This window comes from Mesorhizobium sp. WSM4815 (assembly GCF_055811575.1).
Genome location: NZ_JBVVQS010000099.1, coordinates 277,330 through 293,711, shown reverse-complemented (window position 1 = coordinate 293,711; position 16,382 = coordinate 277,330). Strand labels below are relative to the sequence as shown.

Sequence of the window (16,382 nt, the reverse complement as noted above, 5' to 3'; positions counted from 1 at the left end):
CGCGATGGACGATCATGGTGAATCGGCGGCGCTCTGCGCCGGGCTTTCCGGCGCGCTGACCGAATTCGGCCACCGGCTGATGGCGCGGGTCTACTATGCCGACACCGATTTCTCCGGCGTCGTCTATCACGCGCGCTATCTCGAATTCTTCGAGCGCGGCCGTTCCGATTATCTCAGGCTTGCCGGCGTCCACCACACCGAGCTTGCCGACGGCAAGCACGGCGAAAGAATAATCTGGGTGGTGCGGCGCATGGAGATCGACTTTCGCGGCTCCGCCCGCATGGACGATGTCTTGACCATCGAGACGCGCACCGAGGACATTTCGGGCGCCCGCATCTTTATGGCGCAGCAGCTGAAGCGCGGCGGCGAGGTGCTGGTCGAGGCGCGGGTCGAGGCGGCGATCATCGGCGAGAACGGCCGGCCAAGGCGCTTTCCGAAGGAATGGATCGCAACCTTCATGCCCAAGACAAATCGGTAGTTCAAATCGGCAAGTTACCGATCCCAATGATCCGCTGACGATGCCAGGTGGCTCGCCCAAGGCGCGGCAATGCGCCGCGCTGTGCGTCCTAACCCATCCTTAACCATAACGGTTCATGAAGAGAGTGGTGAAGATTGGAGGAATCCAGCGCCTTCCTTTCACCAAGATTTGCCCTGAAAAGGCCGCCTACGGTGCATTTTGGGGTTATTCCGCAAGCTTTGCGCGAACGGATTGCAAGGGATGCCTATGGGCCAGCCGCCAGCCGTGCCCGGAAAATTCTTAAGGACGTAACCATGGAAAATATCGCACTCGCCGAACCGGGCGCGCATTTGTCGATTTGGGCGCTGTTCACGCAGGCCGGCTGGGTGGTCAAGCTGGTCATGATCGGGCTGCTCGGCGCCTCGATCTGGACCTGGGCGATCATCGTCGACAAGCTCGTCGCCTATGGCCGCATGCGGCTCGCGCTCAATCGCTTCGAACAGGTGTTCTGGTCCGGGCAGTCGCTGGAAGAGCTCTACCGCACGCTCGCAGACCGCAAGACGTCAGGCATGGGCGCGATCTTCGTCGCCGCCATGCGCGAATGGAAGAAGAGTTTCGAGAAGGGGGCGAAATCGCCGCTGGGCCTGCAGACCCGCATCGACAAGGCGATGGACCTGGCGCTGACCCGCGAAATGGAAAAACTGGAAGGACGGCTTGGCTTTCTCGCCACCACTGGCTCGGCGGCGCCGTTCATCGGCCTGTTCGGCACCGTGATCGGCATCATGACCTCGTTCCAGGCGATCGCGGCATCCAAGAATACCAGCCTGTCGGTGGTCGCACCCGGCATTGCCGAGGCGCTGCTGGCCACGGCAATAGGCCTGCTGGCGGCTATCCCCGCCGTCATCGCCTACAATAAGCTGTCGTCGGACGCGAGCAAGATCGCCGTGCGCATGGAAGGGTTCGCGGACGAGTTCTCCGCCATACTCTCGCGCCAAATCGATGAAAAAGTCGCGCAGAAGGCCTGAGGAACAATCATGGGAATGTCTGTAGGCGCGGGTGGCGGGGGACGCGGTGGTCGCGGCCACAGGCGGCGCGGCCGCCATCACGCCATGATATCGGAAATCAACGTCACGCCGATGGTCGACGTGATGCTGGTGCTGTTGATCATCTTCATGGTCGCCGCGCCCTTGCTGACGGTCGGCGTGCCAATCGACCTGCCGGACACGCAGGCCAAGGCGATGAATGTCGACACGCAGCCGATCACCGTCTCCATCAACTCTGCCGGCCAGATCTATCTCCAGGAGACTGAAATCCCGGTTGACGAACTGGTGGCGAAGCTGCAGGCGATTTCGAAGACCGGCTATGACGAGCGCATCTTCATCCGCGGCGACAAGTCCACCGACTATGGCACGGCAATGAGGGTGATGGCCCGTATCTCGGCCGCCGGCTACAAGAACATCGGCCTGGTCTCGTTGCAGGAACAGGATCAGTAGACGCTAAATGAGAACCGGCCTCACCACATCGGTGATCTTGCATGCGGTCGCGATCGGCTTCGGCCTGTTCACGCTGTCGGCGCCGGCGGCGTTGCCGGCGTCCGATGCCGAGTCGCTGGCGGTCGAAATCGTGCCGATGGAAGCGATCGCGCAGCTACAGCAAGGCGACAAGAAAGCTGCGGTGAGCGAAAAGCCGGCGCCATTGCCGACCCAGCGCCCGGACATCGTGGCCGACGCGAAGACGGTCGGCGACGCCAGCGTCGATACCGACAAGCCGCCGACGCCGGATCCCAAGCCACAGCCCGTCGACAAGGCTGAGGCGCCGCCGCCGGCGCCGACGCCGAAAGAAAAGCCCAAGCCCGAGGACGCGCCGAAGCCGAAGGAGCCGCCGAAGCCTGTTCCGGCGACGGAGGTCGCACCGGTGCCGCAGCCGAAGGAAGAGGTCAAGCCGGAGCCGGTCAAGCAGGCGGAGCCCAAGCCGACGCCGGCCAAGGAGCCGGCGCCGACGCCGCCGCAGGACAAGACCGCCGCCATCGACCCGAAGCCCGAGGTCAAGCCGGACGCCGTCGCCGAAGCGATTGCCCAGGAGCCGCCAAGCGAGGAGACGCAGCTTCCGGACTCGGCGCCCGCCCCGCAGGCGCGGCCGAAGCCGCAGCCGGCCCAGGCCGAAAGCGCCAAGGCGCCCGAGCGCAAGGACGCCGACAAGCCGGTCAAGGAGGCCTCGTCGAAGCCGAAATCGGAAGACAAGCAGTTCAATGCCGACGAGATTTCGGCGCTGCTCGACAAGCGCAAGCCGTCCGGCGGCGGCGCCAAGCGCTCGACCCAGCAGGCATCGCTCGGTGGCGACAAAAACCAGGGTCAGAAGCTTTCGAGATCGGAACAGGGCGCGTTGGAGGCGCAGCTTGGCGGTTGCTGGACCCTGCCGGTGGGGCTCGAGGGTTCGGAGAATTTCATCGTTGTAGTCCGGTTCAACCTCGACGCCTCCGGCAATCTGGACGGACGGCCATCTGTCGAACAGTCGAGCGGCAACCGCCCGTTCGACGAAAGTGCCGTGCGCGCGGTTCAGAAATGCGATGTCGCCGGCCTGCAGGTTCCCGCAGGCAAGCAAGACATCTGGGCCGACGTCCGGGTCACGTTCGATCCGAGGGAGATGCTGGGCTTATGAGCCTGGCGCCCGTAGAAACATTGAAGAGAAGCGAGAAGATATGAAATCCATCCTCAAGCCGCTCCTGATGATCGTAGCGATGGCGCTGGGCATGACTGCCGCCGCCACCTTGCCAGCGCGGGCGCTCGTTGAGCTCAATGTCAACAAAGGCAATGTCGAGCCGCTGCCGATCGCCATCACCGATTTCCAGGGCGGCGATGCGTTGGGCGCGGAGATTTCCGGCATCGTCAGCGCAGACCTGAAACGCTCCGGCCTGTTCGCGCCGATCGACAAGAGCGCCTTCATCGAAAAGATCTCCAACCCGGATGCCGCGCCCCGCTTCGAGGACTGGAAGGTGATCAACGCCCAGGCGCTGGTCACCGGCAGCGTCAGCAAGGAGGCCGATGGCCGCGTCCGTGCCCAGTACCGGTTGTGGGACACCTTTGCCGGCCAGCAGATGTCGGGCGAGCAGTTCTTCGCCAACGACGCCAATACGAGGCGCGTCGCCCACATCATCGCCGACGCTATCTATGAGCGGCTGACCGGCGAGAAAGGCTATTTCGACACGCGCGTCGTCTTCATCGACGAATCGGGCGCAAAGAACGCGCGCAAGAAGCGCCTCGCCATCATGGACCAGGACGGCGCCAATATCCGCTATTTGTCGGATGGCAGGTCGATCGTGCTGACCCCGCGTTTCTCGCCGAACCGGCAGGAAATCACCTACATGTCCTATGAAAGCGGCCAGCCGAAGGTCTATCTGCTGCAGATCGAGACCGGACAGCGCGAACTGGTCGGCGACTTTCCCGGCATGACTTTTGCGCCGCGCTTCTCGCCCGACGGCCAGAAGGTGATCATGAGCCTGCTGCGCGAAGACGGCAATTCCAACATCTTCGCCATGGATTTGAGAAGCCGCTCGACGACCAGGCTCACCAACTCGACGGCCATCGACACCTCGCCGTCCTATTCGCCGGATGGCAGCAAGGTGGTATTCACCTCCGACCGCGGCGGCCGCGCGCAGATCTATGTGATGGGCGCCGACGGTTCGGGCCAGACCCGCATCTCCTTCGGCGACGGCGTCTATTCGACGCCGGTGTGGTCGCCGCGCGGCGACCTCATCGCCTTCACCAAGCAGACTGCCGGCGAGTTCCAGATCGGCGTCATGCGCGTCGACGGTTCGGGCGAGCGCATCCTTTCAACCGGCTTCCAGCAGGAGGGGCCGACCTGGGCGCCCAACGGCCGGGTGCTGATGTTCTTCCGCGATTCAGCCGGCGGCCCGAAACTCGTTTCGGTCGATCTCACCGGCCGCAACGAACAGCCGATCCCGACCGCGAATTTTGCTTCGGACCCGGCCTGGTCGCCGCTGCTCGAGTAAGTGGGAATTGGAGAAATGAGGAATTAAGGAATTGAAGAATTGAAGAGATGGAGAAAAAGGGATTCCTCAACTCTTCAATTCGCTCTTTCCACGGCCTGGTCGCGTTTCAGCCGCATTTCTGCCTACGGTCCGCGCACATTGTGGATCCCTCGGGCGGCGCTCGGCAAACGGTTGCGGACGGCAGCCGAAACCAAATTTTAACCGTGTTTCTTGAACGCCGGTTAACCCAAACGTGGTTACTGGACGATCAACGAAATCACTCGAATTGCGAAGGAGAGGCGGCATGGGCCGTATCGCAGCACTTACCAGAAACCCGGCGATGATCGCGCTGGTGGCGTTGCTCGCCATCGCCGGCTGCGCCTCGAAGAAGAACCTGAACAGCGCCGCCGATCTCGGTCTCAGCGGCGCCGGGGCGGCAACGCCCGGATCGGCCCAGGATTTTACCGTCAACATCGGAGACCGCATCTTCTTCGACACGGATTCGTCCTCGATCCGCGCCGACGCGCAGACGACGCTTTCGCGCCAGGCGCAATGGCTGAATCAGTATCGGCAGTATGCCATCGTCATCGAAGGCCATGCCGACGAGCGCGGCACGCGCGAATACAATCTGGCGCTCGGCGCCCGCCGCGCCGCCGCCACCCGCGATTTTCTCGTCGCCAGGGGTGTTTCCGGCCAGCGCCTGAAGACCATTTCCTACGGCAAGGAGCGTCCGGTCGCGGTTTGCGACGACATCTCCTGCTGGTCGCAGAACCGCCGCGCCGTCACCACGATCAGCGGCGCCGGTTCCTGATCGGCAATTTTCCGATCGGCAGAAATGCAACACCTACGTGTGAAAGGCGGCTGCGGCCGCCTTTTTCATGTCCGGCGCCCGGATGTGGGACTTGAAACAAAATTTGGCCGAAGTCCTGCGTCCTTGGTAATAACCGAGGCGCCTGACGGTCCACTCCGATCGGAAGGCATGCAACAGGCAAACAATCCACGGCGAGAGGCACATGCATTTCAGATCGGTCTTGAGCGGCACGCTTGCGTTGCTGCTCGTATCAAGCGTCGCTGCCCCGGCAGTAGGCAATGAGCAAGGCACAGAAAAAAGCGGTTTTTCTTTCCGCCTGCCGACGCTCGGCATTTTCGGTGAAAAAAAGAAACCGGATCAGGTGCAATTTGCGCAGGATGGCACCGGCACTACCGCGCTGGAGGAACAACTCCGGCAAATGAACGGCAAGATCGAGGAGCTCAACTTCCAGGTGCTGCAGATGCAGGAGCAGATCCGCAAGCAGCAGGAAGATAACGAGTTCCGTTTCCAGCAGCTGGAAGGCGGCTCACAAGGCGCGCAGCAGCCACGCGAGCAGAAGAAGTCGGACGCCACCACCAACACCGACAGCAGCGTCGCCGAGGCTCCGGCGACGCATGCCCCGGCCGATGCGGGCACACCGCCCGCCGGCGGCCAGAGCGGCGAGGTGATCGTCGAATCACCGACAGGCGAACCCGGCGCGGTGATCCCGGGCACGCCGCCGAAGACGTTCGGCACCATCACGGTCGACAAGAACGGCAATGTGATCGAGGGCAACACGCAGGCACATGCACCGGCGCAGAACACCGCCCCTGTCCCCGGCGACCAGGCCGCTGGCACGCAGGCCGGCAAGTCCGACGATACGGTGGTCGCGGCGCTGCCCGCCACCGACGACCCGGAGGAGCTTTACCGCAATTCCTATCAGTTCGTCCTGTCGGGCGACTACGGCACTGCCGAACAGGGTTTTCGCGACCACATCGCCCGCTTCCCCAAGGACGCCAAGACGGCGGACGCGCATTACTGGCTGGGTGAGTCGCTGCTCGGCCAGCAAAAATACCGCGACGCGGCCGAGACCTTTCTCGCCGCCAGCAAGGACTATCCGAAGGCCAAGAAGGCTCCCGACATGCTGCTGAAGCTCGGTGTGTCGCTGGTCGGATTGAACCAGCGCGACGTGGCCTGCGCCACTTTCGGCGAAATCGGCAAGCGCTATCCGAACGTTTCCGGCGCGCTCAAGGAACGCGTCAAGCAGGAAAGGGCGCTCGCGGCGTGCTAGTTTTTCTCCTGCACGTCGTTGCCCCAAAGCCGGGGCGACTTTTGGGCGACATGCTTTGACGCCCGAAACCGAGCCTGACCGTTCGGTTTTTTCGCAGATCGACTTTACCAGCGGCGCTGTTGCGGCCGTGTCCGGCGGCAGCGACTCGACCGCCCTCCTCCTTCTCCTCAAAGATCACCTCGACCGTACCGCGCCGGCAACGAAATTGCTGGCTGTGACCATCGATCACGCTCTGCGGCCGGGCTCGGCAGCGGAAGCGCAGGCCGTGGCCAGGCTTTGCGCCGGGCGCGGCATTGCCCACCGCATCCTGCTCTGGTCCGGGCGCAAGCCGTCGACCGGTCTGCCGGCTGCCGCGCGAGAGGCACGCTACCGGCTGCTGGCCGAGGCGGCTCAGGCGGAAGGTATCGGCTTGATCCTGACCGGCCACACGGCCGACGACCAGGCCGAGACGGTGCTGATGCGGCAAGCTCGCCAGGAGGGGGCGCGAGAGCCAGAGCGAGGTCTAGCCGGCATGTCACCGGCCACCCTCTATGACTGGCGGATCTGGATCGCACGGCCGCTTCTCGGCACACGGCGTGCGGCGCTGCGCGAAGTCCTGCGGCGCGCGAATGTCGGCTGGGCCGAAGACCCGACCAATGAAGACGAGGCTTTCGAGAGGCCGCGTATCCGCGCAGCGCTTGCCGACCGCAATGGTGCGCGGGAAGAGGCGTTGGCGTTGGCCGCGCGGGCTGCGGTAGAGCGCGAGCAGCTTGGCCATCGCGCCGCCGCGCTGATCCGTGGCTTTGCCCGCAGGCCTGCAGCCGGCCTTGTCCGTCTCGATCCGGGCTTTGCGACAGCCGTCGACGAGGCGGCGGCCGTATACGCGCTGCGCATCCTGCTGGCGACTGTCGGCGGCGTTGCGTTTCTGCCCGGTCAGGCTCGCAGCGAGGCGCTGCTCAACCGGCTGAGGCCCGGACCTCCTGGCACAACCCCAATTTTGGCTGCCCCGTTTTGCGCTACTTTGTCGCGGACGGTGGTCGATGCGCGGCGTGCCGGCATCTTCCTGCGTCGCGAAACCCGCAACCTGCCGCCCGCTGCGCCTGCCGTGAACAATGCCCTCTGGGACGGTCGCCGGAGGATCACATTGGGCGACGAGCCGGGTGCATTTTTGATCGCGCCGCTCGGCGCGGCTGGTGCCGCAAGACTGGCGATTGCCGAAAACGGCACGCAGCCAAGCCTTGTCCGCGCGGCTCTGGCGGCCGAGCCGGTGCTGTGGCGCGCAAGCGAATATCCTGGCGACAGCCCGGTCTTGCCAGGAATGGCGGTATGCCCGGTCGTCGCGCCCTTTGCCCGCTTCCTGCCGTCCTTCGACCTGGCGCCGGCCGGAACTGTCGCCGCGCTGATCGGTGCGCCGCGACTTCCTGCCTCGCCTTTCGGCGGCCACACTGCCGGTTGATCATGGGCGAAAGCTTAACCGCGACATGCTGTTCTGCTTGGCAATGAAGGGCGCCATCCCTATGTTAGACCCAAGTTTCCTCTCACGACGCGTGTCCGCTGGCGGACACCAACGGGACAATTGATGAATCCGAATTATCGCAATCTCGCGCTCTGGGCGATCATAGCGGTCCTGCTCATCGCTCTCTTCAATCTGTTCCAGACGCCGCAGACGCGCGGAGCAGCGAGTGACGTCCCCTATTCGCAGTTCCTGCAGGACGTCGCGGCCGGCCGGGTCAAGACGGTGACCATCGCGGGCGCCCGCATCTCGGGCACCTATACCGACACCTCTACCGGCTTCCAGACCTATTCGCCGGGTGATCCATCGCTGGTTTCGAGACTCCAGGACAAGAACGTCACCATCAACGCGCGCCCCGAATCCGACGGTTCCAATTCGCTGTTCAGCTATCTCATCTCCTGGCTGCCGATGATCCTCATCCTTGGCGTCTGGATATTCTTCATGCGCCAGATGCAGTCCGGCTCCGGCCGCGCCATGGGCTTCGGCAAGTCGAAGGCCAAGCTTTTGACTGAAGCGCATGGCCGCGTCACCTTCCAGGATGTCGCCGGCGTCGACGAAGCCAAGCAGGATTTGGAAGAGATTGTCGAATTCCTGCGTGATCCGCAGAAGTTCCAGCGGCTTGGCGGCAAGATTCCGCGCGGCGTGCTGCTCGTCGGCCCTCCCGGGACCGGCAAGACGCTGCTTGCCCGTTCGGTCGCCGGTGAGGCCAACGTGCCGTTCTTCACCATTTCCGGCTCGGACTTTGTCGAGATGTTCGTCGGCGTTGGCGCTAGCCGCGTCCGCGACATGTTCGACCAGGCCAAGAAGAATGCGCCCTGCATCATCTTCATCGACGAAATCGACGCGGTCGGCCGCCATCGCGGCGCCGGCCTCGGCGGCGGCAACGACGAGCGCGAGCAGACGCTGAACCAGTTGCTGGTCGAAATGGACGGCTTCGAATCCAACGAAAGCATCATCCTGATCGCTGCCACCAACCGGCCGGACGTGCTCGATCCGGCGCTGCTCAGGCCCGGCCGTTTCGACCGCCAGGTGGTAGTGCCGAACCCCGACATCGTCGGCCGCGAGAAGATCCTGAAGGTGCATGTGCGCAACGTGCCGCTGGCCCCCAATGTCGACCTCAAGGTGATCGCACGCGGCACGCCGGGCTTTTCCGGCGCCGACCTGATGAACCTCGTCAACGAATCCGCCCTGATGGCGGCGCGGCGCAACAAGCGCCTTGTCACCATGGCCGAGTTCGAGGACGCCAAGGACAAGATCATGATGGGCGCCGAGCGCCGCTCGTCGGCGATGACCCAGGCCGAGAAGGAACTCACCGCCTATCACGAGGCCGGTCACGCCATCCTGGCGCTGAACGTGCCGTCGGCCGATCCGCTGCACAAGGCGACCATCATCCCGCGCGGCCGGGCGCTTGGCATGGTCATGCAGTTGCCGGAAGGCGACCGCTATTCGATGAGCTACAAATACATGATCTCGCGCCTCGCCATCATGATGGGTGGCCGCGTCGCCGAGGAGTTCAAGTTCGGCAAGGAGAACATCACCTCGGGCGCCTCCTCGGACATCGAGCAGGCAACCAAGCTGGCGCGCGCCATGGTCACGCGCTGGGGTTTTTCCGACAAGCTTGGCCACGTCGCTTATGGCGACAACCAGGAGGAAGTGTTCCTCGGCCATTCGGTGGCGCGCACGCAGAACGTATCGGAAGAGACGGCGCAGATCATCGACGCCGAAGTGCGCCGGCTGATCGACGAGGCCTATTCGACGGCGAAATCCATCCTGACCAAGAAGAAAAAGGAATGGATCGCGCTGGCGGAGGGGCTTTTGGAATATGAGACGCTGTCCGGCGACGAGATCAAGCAGCTGATCGCCGGCCACAAGCCGGCACGCGATCTCGGCGACGACACGCCGCCGAGCCGGGGCTCGGCCGTGCCGAAGTCCGGCAGCCGCCGCAAGAAGGGCCCGGAGCCCGAAGGCGGCATGGAGCCTCAGCCGTCAAGCTAGGGCTCGGCTCAGAAGATTGATTTCGAAAACGCCGCGGCCTGGACCGCGGCGTTTCTGTTTGAAGTTGGAGAGGGCTGCCGGAGTTGTCCGCGGCCTTGCACGCGCAGTTGGCGATTGGCGAAAGCCGCCATGGCGGCTAATCTCCCCACTTGTGGGGGAGATGTCCGGCAGGACAGAGGGGGGCGCTGTCCCGCCGACCTGTCAACGTAGCGCAGCCATGCCCACGCTAACTAATCCCAATCAGCGAGGCGAATAATGGGAAGGTTAGCGATCCTTCGCGCCCCCCCCTCTGCCATGCCGGGCATCTCCCCCACGACGGGGGGATTGGCAGCGTCGATGCTGCTCCTCGCAACGCAGGTAGCCTCTTGGAAAGTCGGCCAACAAAAAAGGCCCGCGAAGCTTGCGGTTCGCGGGCCTTGCTATCTTCGAATGTTGATGCCGATCAGCTCTTCAGTGCGGCATTGCACAGGCTGTAAAAGCCGCCACCGGTCTGGATCCATTTGAGGCCGCCCAGCGTCCCGGCCCCCTTGTTGGCGTGGTACTGGTCGCGGCAGGTGTACATGCGGGCCTTGGCCGGAGTTTCGCTGCTATATTTGGTGGAGATCGCCTTCGGAAACGTCACTCCCTGGGGAGCGGTGACGGTCGGCTTTTCCGGCTGGCTGGTGAGGCTTGCCTGATCGGCTGCCGGCTTGGTGTCTTCGTCGAAGGCACTGGCACCGCACTGGCCCATGCGGAAGTCGTTCCACTTCATGCCGTTCAGCGTGTTGCCGGCCTTGGCCGCCCGATATTTGGCGCCGCACTCCGCCCTGCTGAGGCCGCTGCCTGCATTGGCAGTTGCCGCTGCCTTGGTCGTCGCTGCGGCGGCCGCATCGGGCGTTGCAGCGCTGGTGCTGTTCGCCTTGGCTGGCGTGGCGTCGGTTGCGGCGGCGACGGTGGCGCATTCTGCCTTGCGGAACTGGTTCCAGTTCTGCCCGCCAAGTGTTCCGGCGTCCTTTGCCGCGTTATACTTGGTGCTGCATTCAGCCATGGTCAGCGCATTGGCGGGCGCTGTCAGGAATAAAGTCACGACGGCAAGACCCGTCAAAGTTGCAAGTCGATGGATAAGCATGTGTCTTCTCCCTCTGATGTTCACGTTATGTACCAAGCAAGCAATAGCACTCAACGAATGGTTGCGCCAGAGGCCAAATGGCGTAAAACCCTTCGGAAAATGCATTATTTTGGATGAACTTGTTGCCAGCTCCTGCCCCCAGGCAATTTCCTGGGCGCATATGCACGGAAAACTTGTATAGAGCGGACCACTCTCCGGGAACTGCCTCGCATGACGGGCCGAGCGGGTCGGCCAGTGCGGCGGACCTGACTGCCCGGTCCAGAGCAACACGATTTGTGGGTTCCGAATTCAATGCCTATCGACTGACACTTGAAAGAATCCGGATGCGGACTGAAGTCCCTGAACGCTGCTGCTGCAACCAGGGCAGGCAAAATCACAGCACTGACGTGACACAAAACACACAAGACAACAGTTTTCTAAGGAATGGTGCCCTATAATCATGAATTGTGATGATAGGGCTCGGGCCAATGTGTGGCATGACGTGCCGGCAATGAACAATCGGGAAGCTGACTAGCATGGCAGGAAGTTATTTCGGAACGGACGGCATTCGCGGCCGCGCCAATAGATTTCCAATGACGGCGGAGATCGCCATGAGGGTCGGCATGGCCGCCGGCCTTTCGTTCCAGCGCGGCAACCATCGTCACCGCGTCGTGCTCGGCAAGGATACCAGACTTTCCGGCTACATGATCGAGAATGCGATGGTGTCGGGCCTGTGCGCCGCCGGCATGGATGTGTTCCTGCTCGGCCCGATTCCGACGCCCGCGGTCGCCATGCTGGTGCGCTCATTGCGCGCCGACATCGGCGTGATGATCTCGGCCTCGCACAATCCTTACTACGACAACGGCATCAAGCTGTTCGGTCCCGATGGCTACAAGCTTTCCGACGAGATCGAGGAGCGCATCGAGGGCATGCTCGACAAGGATATCGAACTGGCGCTCGCCGACTCGGACGGGCTCGGCCGCGCCAAGCGCGTCGACGGCGTTCATGACCGCTATATCGAATTTGCCAAGCGCACGCTGCCGCGGTCGATGTCGCTGTCGGGCCTCCGCATCGTCGTCGATTGCGCCAATGGCGCCGCCTACAAGGTGGCACCCGAGGCGCTGTGGGAACTCGGCGCCGAAGTTGTCGCCATCAACGTCGAGCCCAACGGCTTCAACATCAACAAGGAGTGTGGCTCGACCCATCCGGCCGGCCTGCAGAAGAAGGTGCATGAAGTACGCGCCGATATCGGCATCGCGCTCGACGGCGACGCCGACCGCGTCGTCATCGTCGACGAGAACGGCGCGATCGTCGATGGCGACCAGATCATGGCGCTGATTGCCGAGTCCTGGCATCAGAGCGGACGGCTGGCCGGCGGTGGCGTCGTCTCGACGGTGATGTCCAATCTCGGCCTCGAACGCTTCCTCGGCGACATGAACCTGCAGTTGCACCGCACCAAGGTCGGCGACCGCTATGTCGTCGAGCACATGCGCGCGCACGGCCTGAATGTCGGCGGCGAACAGTCGGGCCACATCGTGCTGTCCGATTTTTCCACCACCGGCGACGGCCTCGTCTCGGCGCTTCAGGTGCTCGCCTGCATCAAGCGGCAGAACCGACCGGTCAGCGAATTGTCGAAGAAGTTCGCGCCGGTGCCGCAATTGCTGAAGAACGTTCATATTTCCGGCGGCAAGCCGCTCGAGGAAGCTTTGGTCAAGGCGGCGATCGAAGATGGACGCCACCGCCTGGGCCAGGCTGGCCGCCTCGTCATCCGGCCGTCCGGCACGGAACCGCTGATCCGCGTCATGGCGGAAGGCGACGATCAGCAACTGGTCGAGGCCGTCGTCAACGACATCGTCGAGGTCATTTCGGAAACCCGCAGCGCCGCCTGATCCCCCAGTTTTTGCCAGGTTGAAAAGCCCGCCCTCCGGCGGGCTTTTTCGTGTGTCCGCACGCCAAATCGTTGGCGGACAACGCGAAAATCCTGAAAGATTTAGAGATTCATGGTTAAGCGATAGGGTTAAACGCGTTTTAACTTTTCCAATTCATTATCCACGACTGAAGCCAATCAGATTCGGACGCGTTCGCTGTGCCGAGGGTTCTCAGGGGTGACAAGCATGTTCAATACAGCAAGAATGGCCCTCTTTGCCGCGCTGCTCGCGGGCGTGGCCGGACCAGTGTTCGCCGCCGACTTCGTCGAGCCGCCCGTGGTCGAGCCGGCCCCGCCGCCGCCCGTCTATGAGCAGCCGGTCGAATATGGCGGCTGGTACATTCGCGGCGACATCGACTACCACTGGTCGAAGTTCCGCGGCGGCGACTACATCACTTATAGCGCGGTCGCGCCGCAGAATCCCGGCCGCTTCGACAGCGGCGAGCTGGAGGGCGCCTTCTCGGCCGGCGCCGGCGTAGGTTACCAGATCAACCGGCACTTCCGCACCGACCTGACCGCGGACTGGATGAGCAAATCCGATTTCCGCGGCTCGACCAGCGGCTTCTGCGGCATCAATCAGACGCCCTGCACTTCGACCGACCACTCATCCTATACGGCGCTGCTGCTCCTGGCCAATGCCTATGTCGATATCGGCACCTGGCACGGCGTCACGCCTTATGTCGGCGCCGGCATTGGCGGCGCCTGGGTCAAATGGGACACGCTGCACAACAATGACATCGACGGCGAGTTCGAGCATCATGGCGGCAAGGGCTGGCGCTTTGCCTATGCGGCCATGGCGGGCGCCTCCTACTGCCTGACCGATCGCGTCAAGCTCGATCTCGGCTACCGCTTCAGCCATATCGAGGGCGGCAAGATGTTCGACTACGCTTCAGACAGCAATGTCGGTCCCGGCCGTGACAAGGGCATCAATGTGCACGAAGTGCGCGGCGGCCTGCGCTACCAGTTCGGCAACTCGGACTGCGCCCAGCCGGAGCCGATCGCCTACGAACCCGAACCGGTTTACACCAAGTAATCGCTTCGAGAGCAGGTTTGCGGACCGCCCGGCAGAAGCCGGGCGGTTTTTTTCGTTGTGGCGGCAACGCGCATCAAAATCAATTCGCTAACGCCTTGTTATCCTTAACCGCCACTTAACCACTATGGTTAACAATGCCCTGAAACGGCGCTCGCGATCGCGAATGGCGCCACCTTCGGGAGCCGGGGATCATGACAGTCAAATCGCGCATAGCACTGGCGCTTGCAGCAATCGCCCTGACGCCGTTGTCGCAGGCGCTTGGCGCCGACTACGATCCGCCGATCTATGTCGACCAGGCGCCGGACTATGTGCCGGTCGAAGTCGGTTCGGGATGGTATCTGCGCGGCGATGTCTCCTATCTGGTGCAGAAGAGCTTCGACAATGAGGACTTCGCCTTCGCGCCAGCGAACTTCGACGAAGAAGAGGATCACATCTTTGCCAGCATCGGCTTCGGCTACCATTTCAACGATTATCTGCGCGCCGATCTCAACCTCGGCTATCTGCCGGGCAACGAAATCAGCGTCAGCTATGACAACGGAGCGACCGTGGCATCGGCGGACCTGGAGAACTACGCGTTCTCGGGCATGCTCAACGGCTATGTTGATCTTGGCACCTATGTCGGGATCACACCCTATCTCGGCGCTGGTATCGGTATTGTCCAGACCAGGCGGCGCCTCTCGGCGGACTACTTCACAGCCAACGCCGACCCCGCCGACGATTTCGTCCGGGATGACAACGAGACCCATTACTCTTTCGCCTATACGCTGAACGCCGGCCTTGCCTACCAGGTGTCCAAGAATCTTTCAGTCGATCTGGGCTACCAATATTTTTCCGCACCCGACGCCGAATATACCACCGCACAGGATTTGGATTCCTATCCGATCGACAAAGGGATCAGCAATCATCAGGTGAAGGTGGGGCTGCGCTACGATCTCTGGTAGGCACGGCGAAAGCCTCGGGAATGCCAGCGGCGGACTTCGGTCCGTCGTTCTTTTTTTCGGTGGGACGCGACCAGTATCCCGTCAGCGACAAAAACTTTCCTCTTGACGCCGGAAGCCTGAACGCATATCGCCGTCTGTGGGCCACCCCTCCCCAACGAGGGGCCACTATCTGGAAGGATAGACCACGATGACGATCCATACGAAGCCCGGACTGCGCCCGGCAAATCCCAATTTTTCCTCAGGTCCCTGTGCAAAACGCCCCGGCTGGTCAGTCGAGGCGCTGGCCAATGCCGCGCTCGGACGCTCGCACCGCGCCAAGATCGGCAAGACCAAGCTCGAACAGGCGATCGAGCTGACGCGGGAAATTCTCCAAATTCCGGCGGATTATCGCATCGGCATCGTGCCGGCGTCGGACACCGGCGCGGTCGAGATGGCGCTGTGGTCGCTGCTCGGCGAACGCGGCGTCGACATGGTCGCCTGGGAGAGTTTCGGTTCCGGCTGGGTCACCGATGTGGTCAAGCAGCTGAAGCTCGCCGACGTGCGCAGGATCGAAGCCGGCTACGGTGCGTTGCCCGATCTGACAAAAATCGACTTCGACCGCGACGTGGTCTTCACCTGGAACGGCACGACCTCAGGCGTGCGCGTGCCGAACGGCGATTTCATCCCGGCCGCCCGCAAGGGCCTGACCATCTGCGACGCCACGTCGGCGGCCTTTGCGCAAGAGCTCGATTTTGGCAAGCTCGACGTCGTCACCTTCTCCTGGCAGAAGGTGCTGGGCGGCGAAGGTGCGCATGGCATGCTGATCCTCAGCCCGCGCGCCGTCGAGCGGCTGGAAAGCTACAAGCCTGGCTGGCCGCTGCCGAAAATCTTTCGCCTCACCTCGGGCGGCAAGCTCATCGAAGGCATTTTCAAGGGCGAAACCATCAACACGCCGTCGATGCTGTGCGTCGAGGATTGTCTCGACGCGCTGCGTTGGGCGAAGTCGATCGGCGGTCTCGACGCATTGATTGCCCGCGCCGACGCCAACGCCGCAATTATCGACGGTTTCGTCGGTAAATCCGCATGGCTCGGCCATCTGGCCACCGATCCGGCGACGCGATCGAACACGTCCGTCTGTCTTTCCTTCACCGACCCGGACGTCGCCGCGCTCGATGCCGACGGACAAGCGGCGTTCGCCAAGGGCATCGTCTCGGCGCTCGACAAGGAAGGCGTCGCCTACGATATCGGCGCCTATCGCGATGCGCCGCCGGGCCTGCGCATCTGGTGCGGCGCGACCGTCGAGACTTCCGACCTCGAAGCGCTGCTGCCGTGGCTCGACTGGGCCTTTGCCGCGCAAAAGGCGTCGCTCAAGGCGGCCGCCTGATCCTCGAGGGAAGGGTGG

The 16,382-nt window shown here is 63.0% G+C and carries 14 protein-coding genes; 13 read left to right on the top strand and 1 reads right to left on the bottom strand.

The features are described 5' to 3' along the window. The first annotated feature begins 4 nt into the window (after positions 1–4). From ybgC to ftsH, 9 genes are all read left to right on the top strand, one after another. A complete protein-coding gene (gene ybgC / locus AC0L2B_RS24640) occupies positions 5–478 on the top strand; it encodes a tol-pal system-associated acyl-CoA thioesterase (protein WP_023799989.1) in 474 nt (157 codons plus the stop codon). A 293-nt stretch (positions 479–771) separates the two neighbouring features. Next, the gene (tolQ, locus tag AC0L2B_RS24635; RefSeq protein WP_027152907.1) at positions 772–1,482 is read left to right on the top strand and encodes a protein TolQ; all 711 of its coding nucleotides are present in this window, start codon (positions 772–774) and stop codon (positions 1,480–1,482) included. A 9-nt stretch (positions 1,483–1,491) separates the two neighbouring features. Beyond that, on the top strand, positions 1,492–1,950 hold the full coding sequence (gene tolR, locus AC0L2B_RS24630; protein ID WP_473747146.1) for a protein TolR: 459 nt from the start codon (positions 1,492–1,494) through the stop codon (positions 1,948–1,950). A gap of 7 nt (positions 1,951–1,957) precedes the next feature. Continuing rightward, positions 1,958–3,115: an energy transducer TonB family protein gene (locus tag AC0L2B_RS24625; protein WP_473747145.1), complete on the top strand. Its 1,158-nt coding sequence runs from the start codon at positions 1,958–1,960 to the stop codon at positions 3,113–3,115. A gap of 67 nt (positions 3,116–3,182) precedes the next feature. Further along, entirely contained in the window at positions 3,183–4,466 is a 1,284-nt protein-coding gene (gene tolB, locus AC0L2B_RS24620) for a Tol-Pal system beta propeller repeat protein TolB (RefSeq protein ID WP_473747244.1), read from the top strand. 283 nt (positions 4,467–4,749) lie between these two features. Next, entirely contained in the window at positions 4,750–5,256 is a 507-nt protein-coding gene (gene pal / locus AC0L2B_RS24615; RefSeq protein WP_128177544.1) for a peptidoglycan-associated lipoprotein Pal, read from the top strand. Positions 5,257–5,458: 202 nt separating this feature from the next. Beyond that, positions 5,459–6,526 (top strand): tol-pal system protein YbgF, encoded by a 1,068-nt coding sequence (gene ybgF / locus AC0L2B_RS24610; RefSeq protein WP_473747144.1) that lies wholly within the window; start codon positions 5,459–5,461, stop codon positions 6,524–6,526. A 55-nt stretch (positions 6,527–6,581) separates the two neighbouring features. Next, entirely contained in the window at positions 6,582–7,961 is a 1,380-nt protein-coding gene (tilS, locus tag AC0L2B_RS24605) for a tRNA lysidine(34) synthetase TilS (RefSeq protein ID WP_473747143.1), read from the top strand. A 123-nt stretch (positions 7,962–8,084) separates the two neighbouring features. Then, a complete protein-coding gene (gene ftsH / locus AC0L2B_RS24600; RefSeq protein ID WP_091593402.1) occupies positions 8,085–10,013 on the top strand; it encodes an ATP-dependent zinc metalloprotease FtsH in 1,929 nt (642 codons plus the stop codon). Positions 10,014–10,455: 442 nt separating this feature from the next. On the opposite strand, the gene AC0L2B_RS24595 is transcribed toward ftsH, so the two are convergent. Then, positions 10,456–11,121: a hypothetical protein gene (locus AC0L2B_RS24595; RefSeq protein WP_473747142.1), complete on the bottom strand. Its 666-nt coding sequence runs from the start codon at positions 11,119–11,121 to the stop codon at positions 10,456–10,458. A 515-nt stretch (positions 11,122–11,636) separates the two neighbouring features. Here AC0L2B_RS24595 and glmM point away from each other — a divergent pair. From glmM to AC0L2B_RS24575, 4 genes are all read left to right on the top strand, one after another. Continuing rightward, positions 11,637–12,989, top strand: a complete 1,353-nt coding sequence (glmM, locus tag AC0L2B_RS24590; protein ID WP_091593398.1) for a phosphoglucosamine mutase — start codon at positions 11,637–11,639, stop codon at positions 12,987–12,989. Positions 12,990–13,214: 225 nt separating this feature from the next. Further along, on the top strand, positions 13,215–14,060 hold the full coding sequence (locus AC0L2B_RS24585; RefSeq protein ID WP_473747141.1) for an outer membrane protein: 846 nt from the start codon (positions 13,215–13,217) through the stop codon (positions 14,058–14,060). 191 nt (positions 14,061–14,251) lie between these two features. Further along, positions 14,252–15,001 (top strand): outer membrane protein, encoded by a 750-nt coding sequence (locus AC0L2B_RS24580; protein ID WP_473747140.1) that lies wholly within the window; start codon positions 14,252–14,254, stop codon positions 14,999–15,001. Positions 15,002–15,188: 187 nt separating this feature from the next. Further along, a complete protein-coding gene (locus AC0L2B_RS24575) occupies positions 15,189–16,364 on the top strand; it encodes a phosphoserine transaminase (RefSeq protein WP_473747139.1) in 1,176 nt (391 codons plus the stop codon). Positions 16,365–16,382 lie beyond the last annotated feature (18 nt).

Bases quoted from the DNA above. Each gene is read 5' to 3' on its own strand.
- ybgC (WP_023799989.1), top strand. From the start codon at position 5: ATGGACGATCATGGTGAATCGGCGGCGCTCTGCGCCGGGCTTTCCGGC.
- tolQ (WP_027152907.1), top strand. From the start codon at position 772: ATGGAAAATATCGCACTCGCCGAACCGGGCGCGCATTTGTCGATTTGG.
- tolR (WP_473747146.1), top strand. From the start codon at position 1,492: ATGGGAATGTCTGTAGGCGCGGGTGGCGGGGGACGCGGTGGTCGCGGC.
- AC0L2B_RS24625 (WP_473747145.1), top strand. From the start codon at position 1,958: ATGAGAACCGGCCTCACCACATCGGTGATCTTGCATGCGGTCGCGATC.
- tolB (WP_473747244.1), top strand. From the start codon at position 3,183: ATGATCGTAGCGATGGCGCTGGGCATGACTGCCGCCGCCACCTTGCCA.
- pal (WP_128177544.1), top strand. From the start codon at position 4,750: ATGGGCCGTATCGCAGCACTTACCAGAAACCCGGCGATGATCGCGCTG.
- ybgF (WP_473747144.1), top strand. From the start codon at position 5,459: ATGCATTTCAGATCGGTCTTGAGCGGCACGCTTGCGTTGCTGCTCGTA.
- ftsH (WP_091593402.1), top strand. From the start codon at position 8,085: ATGAATCCGAATTATCGCAATCTCGCGCTCTGGGCGATCATAGCGGTC.
- AC0L2B_RS24595 (WP_473747142.1), bottom strand. From the start codon at position 11,121: ATGCTTATCCATCGACTTGCAACTTTGACGGGTCTTGCCGTCGTGACT.
- glmM (WP_091593398.1), top strand. From the start codon at position 11,637: ATGGCAGGAAGTTATTTCGGAACGGACGGCATTCGCGGCCGCGCCAAT.
- AC0L2B_RS24585 (WP_473747141.1), top strand. From the start codon at position 13,215: ATGTTCAATACAGCAAGAATGGCCCTCTTTGCCGCGCTGCTCGCGGGC.
- AC0L2B_RS24580 (WP_473747140.1), top strand. From the start codon at position 14,252: ATGACAGTCAAATCGCGCATAGCACTGGCGCTTGCAGCAATCGCCCTG.
- AC0L2B_RS24575 (WP_473747139.1), top strand. From the start codon at position 15,189: ATGACGATCCATACGAAGCCCGGACTGCGCCCGGCAAATCCCAATTTT.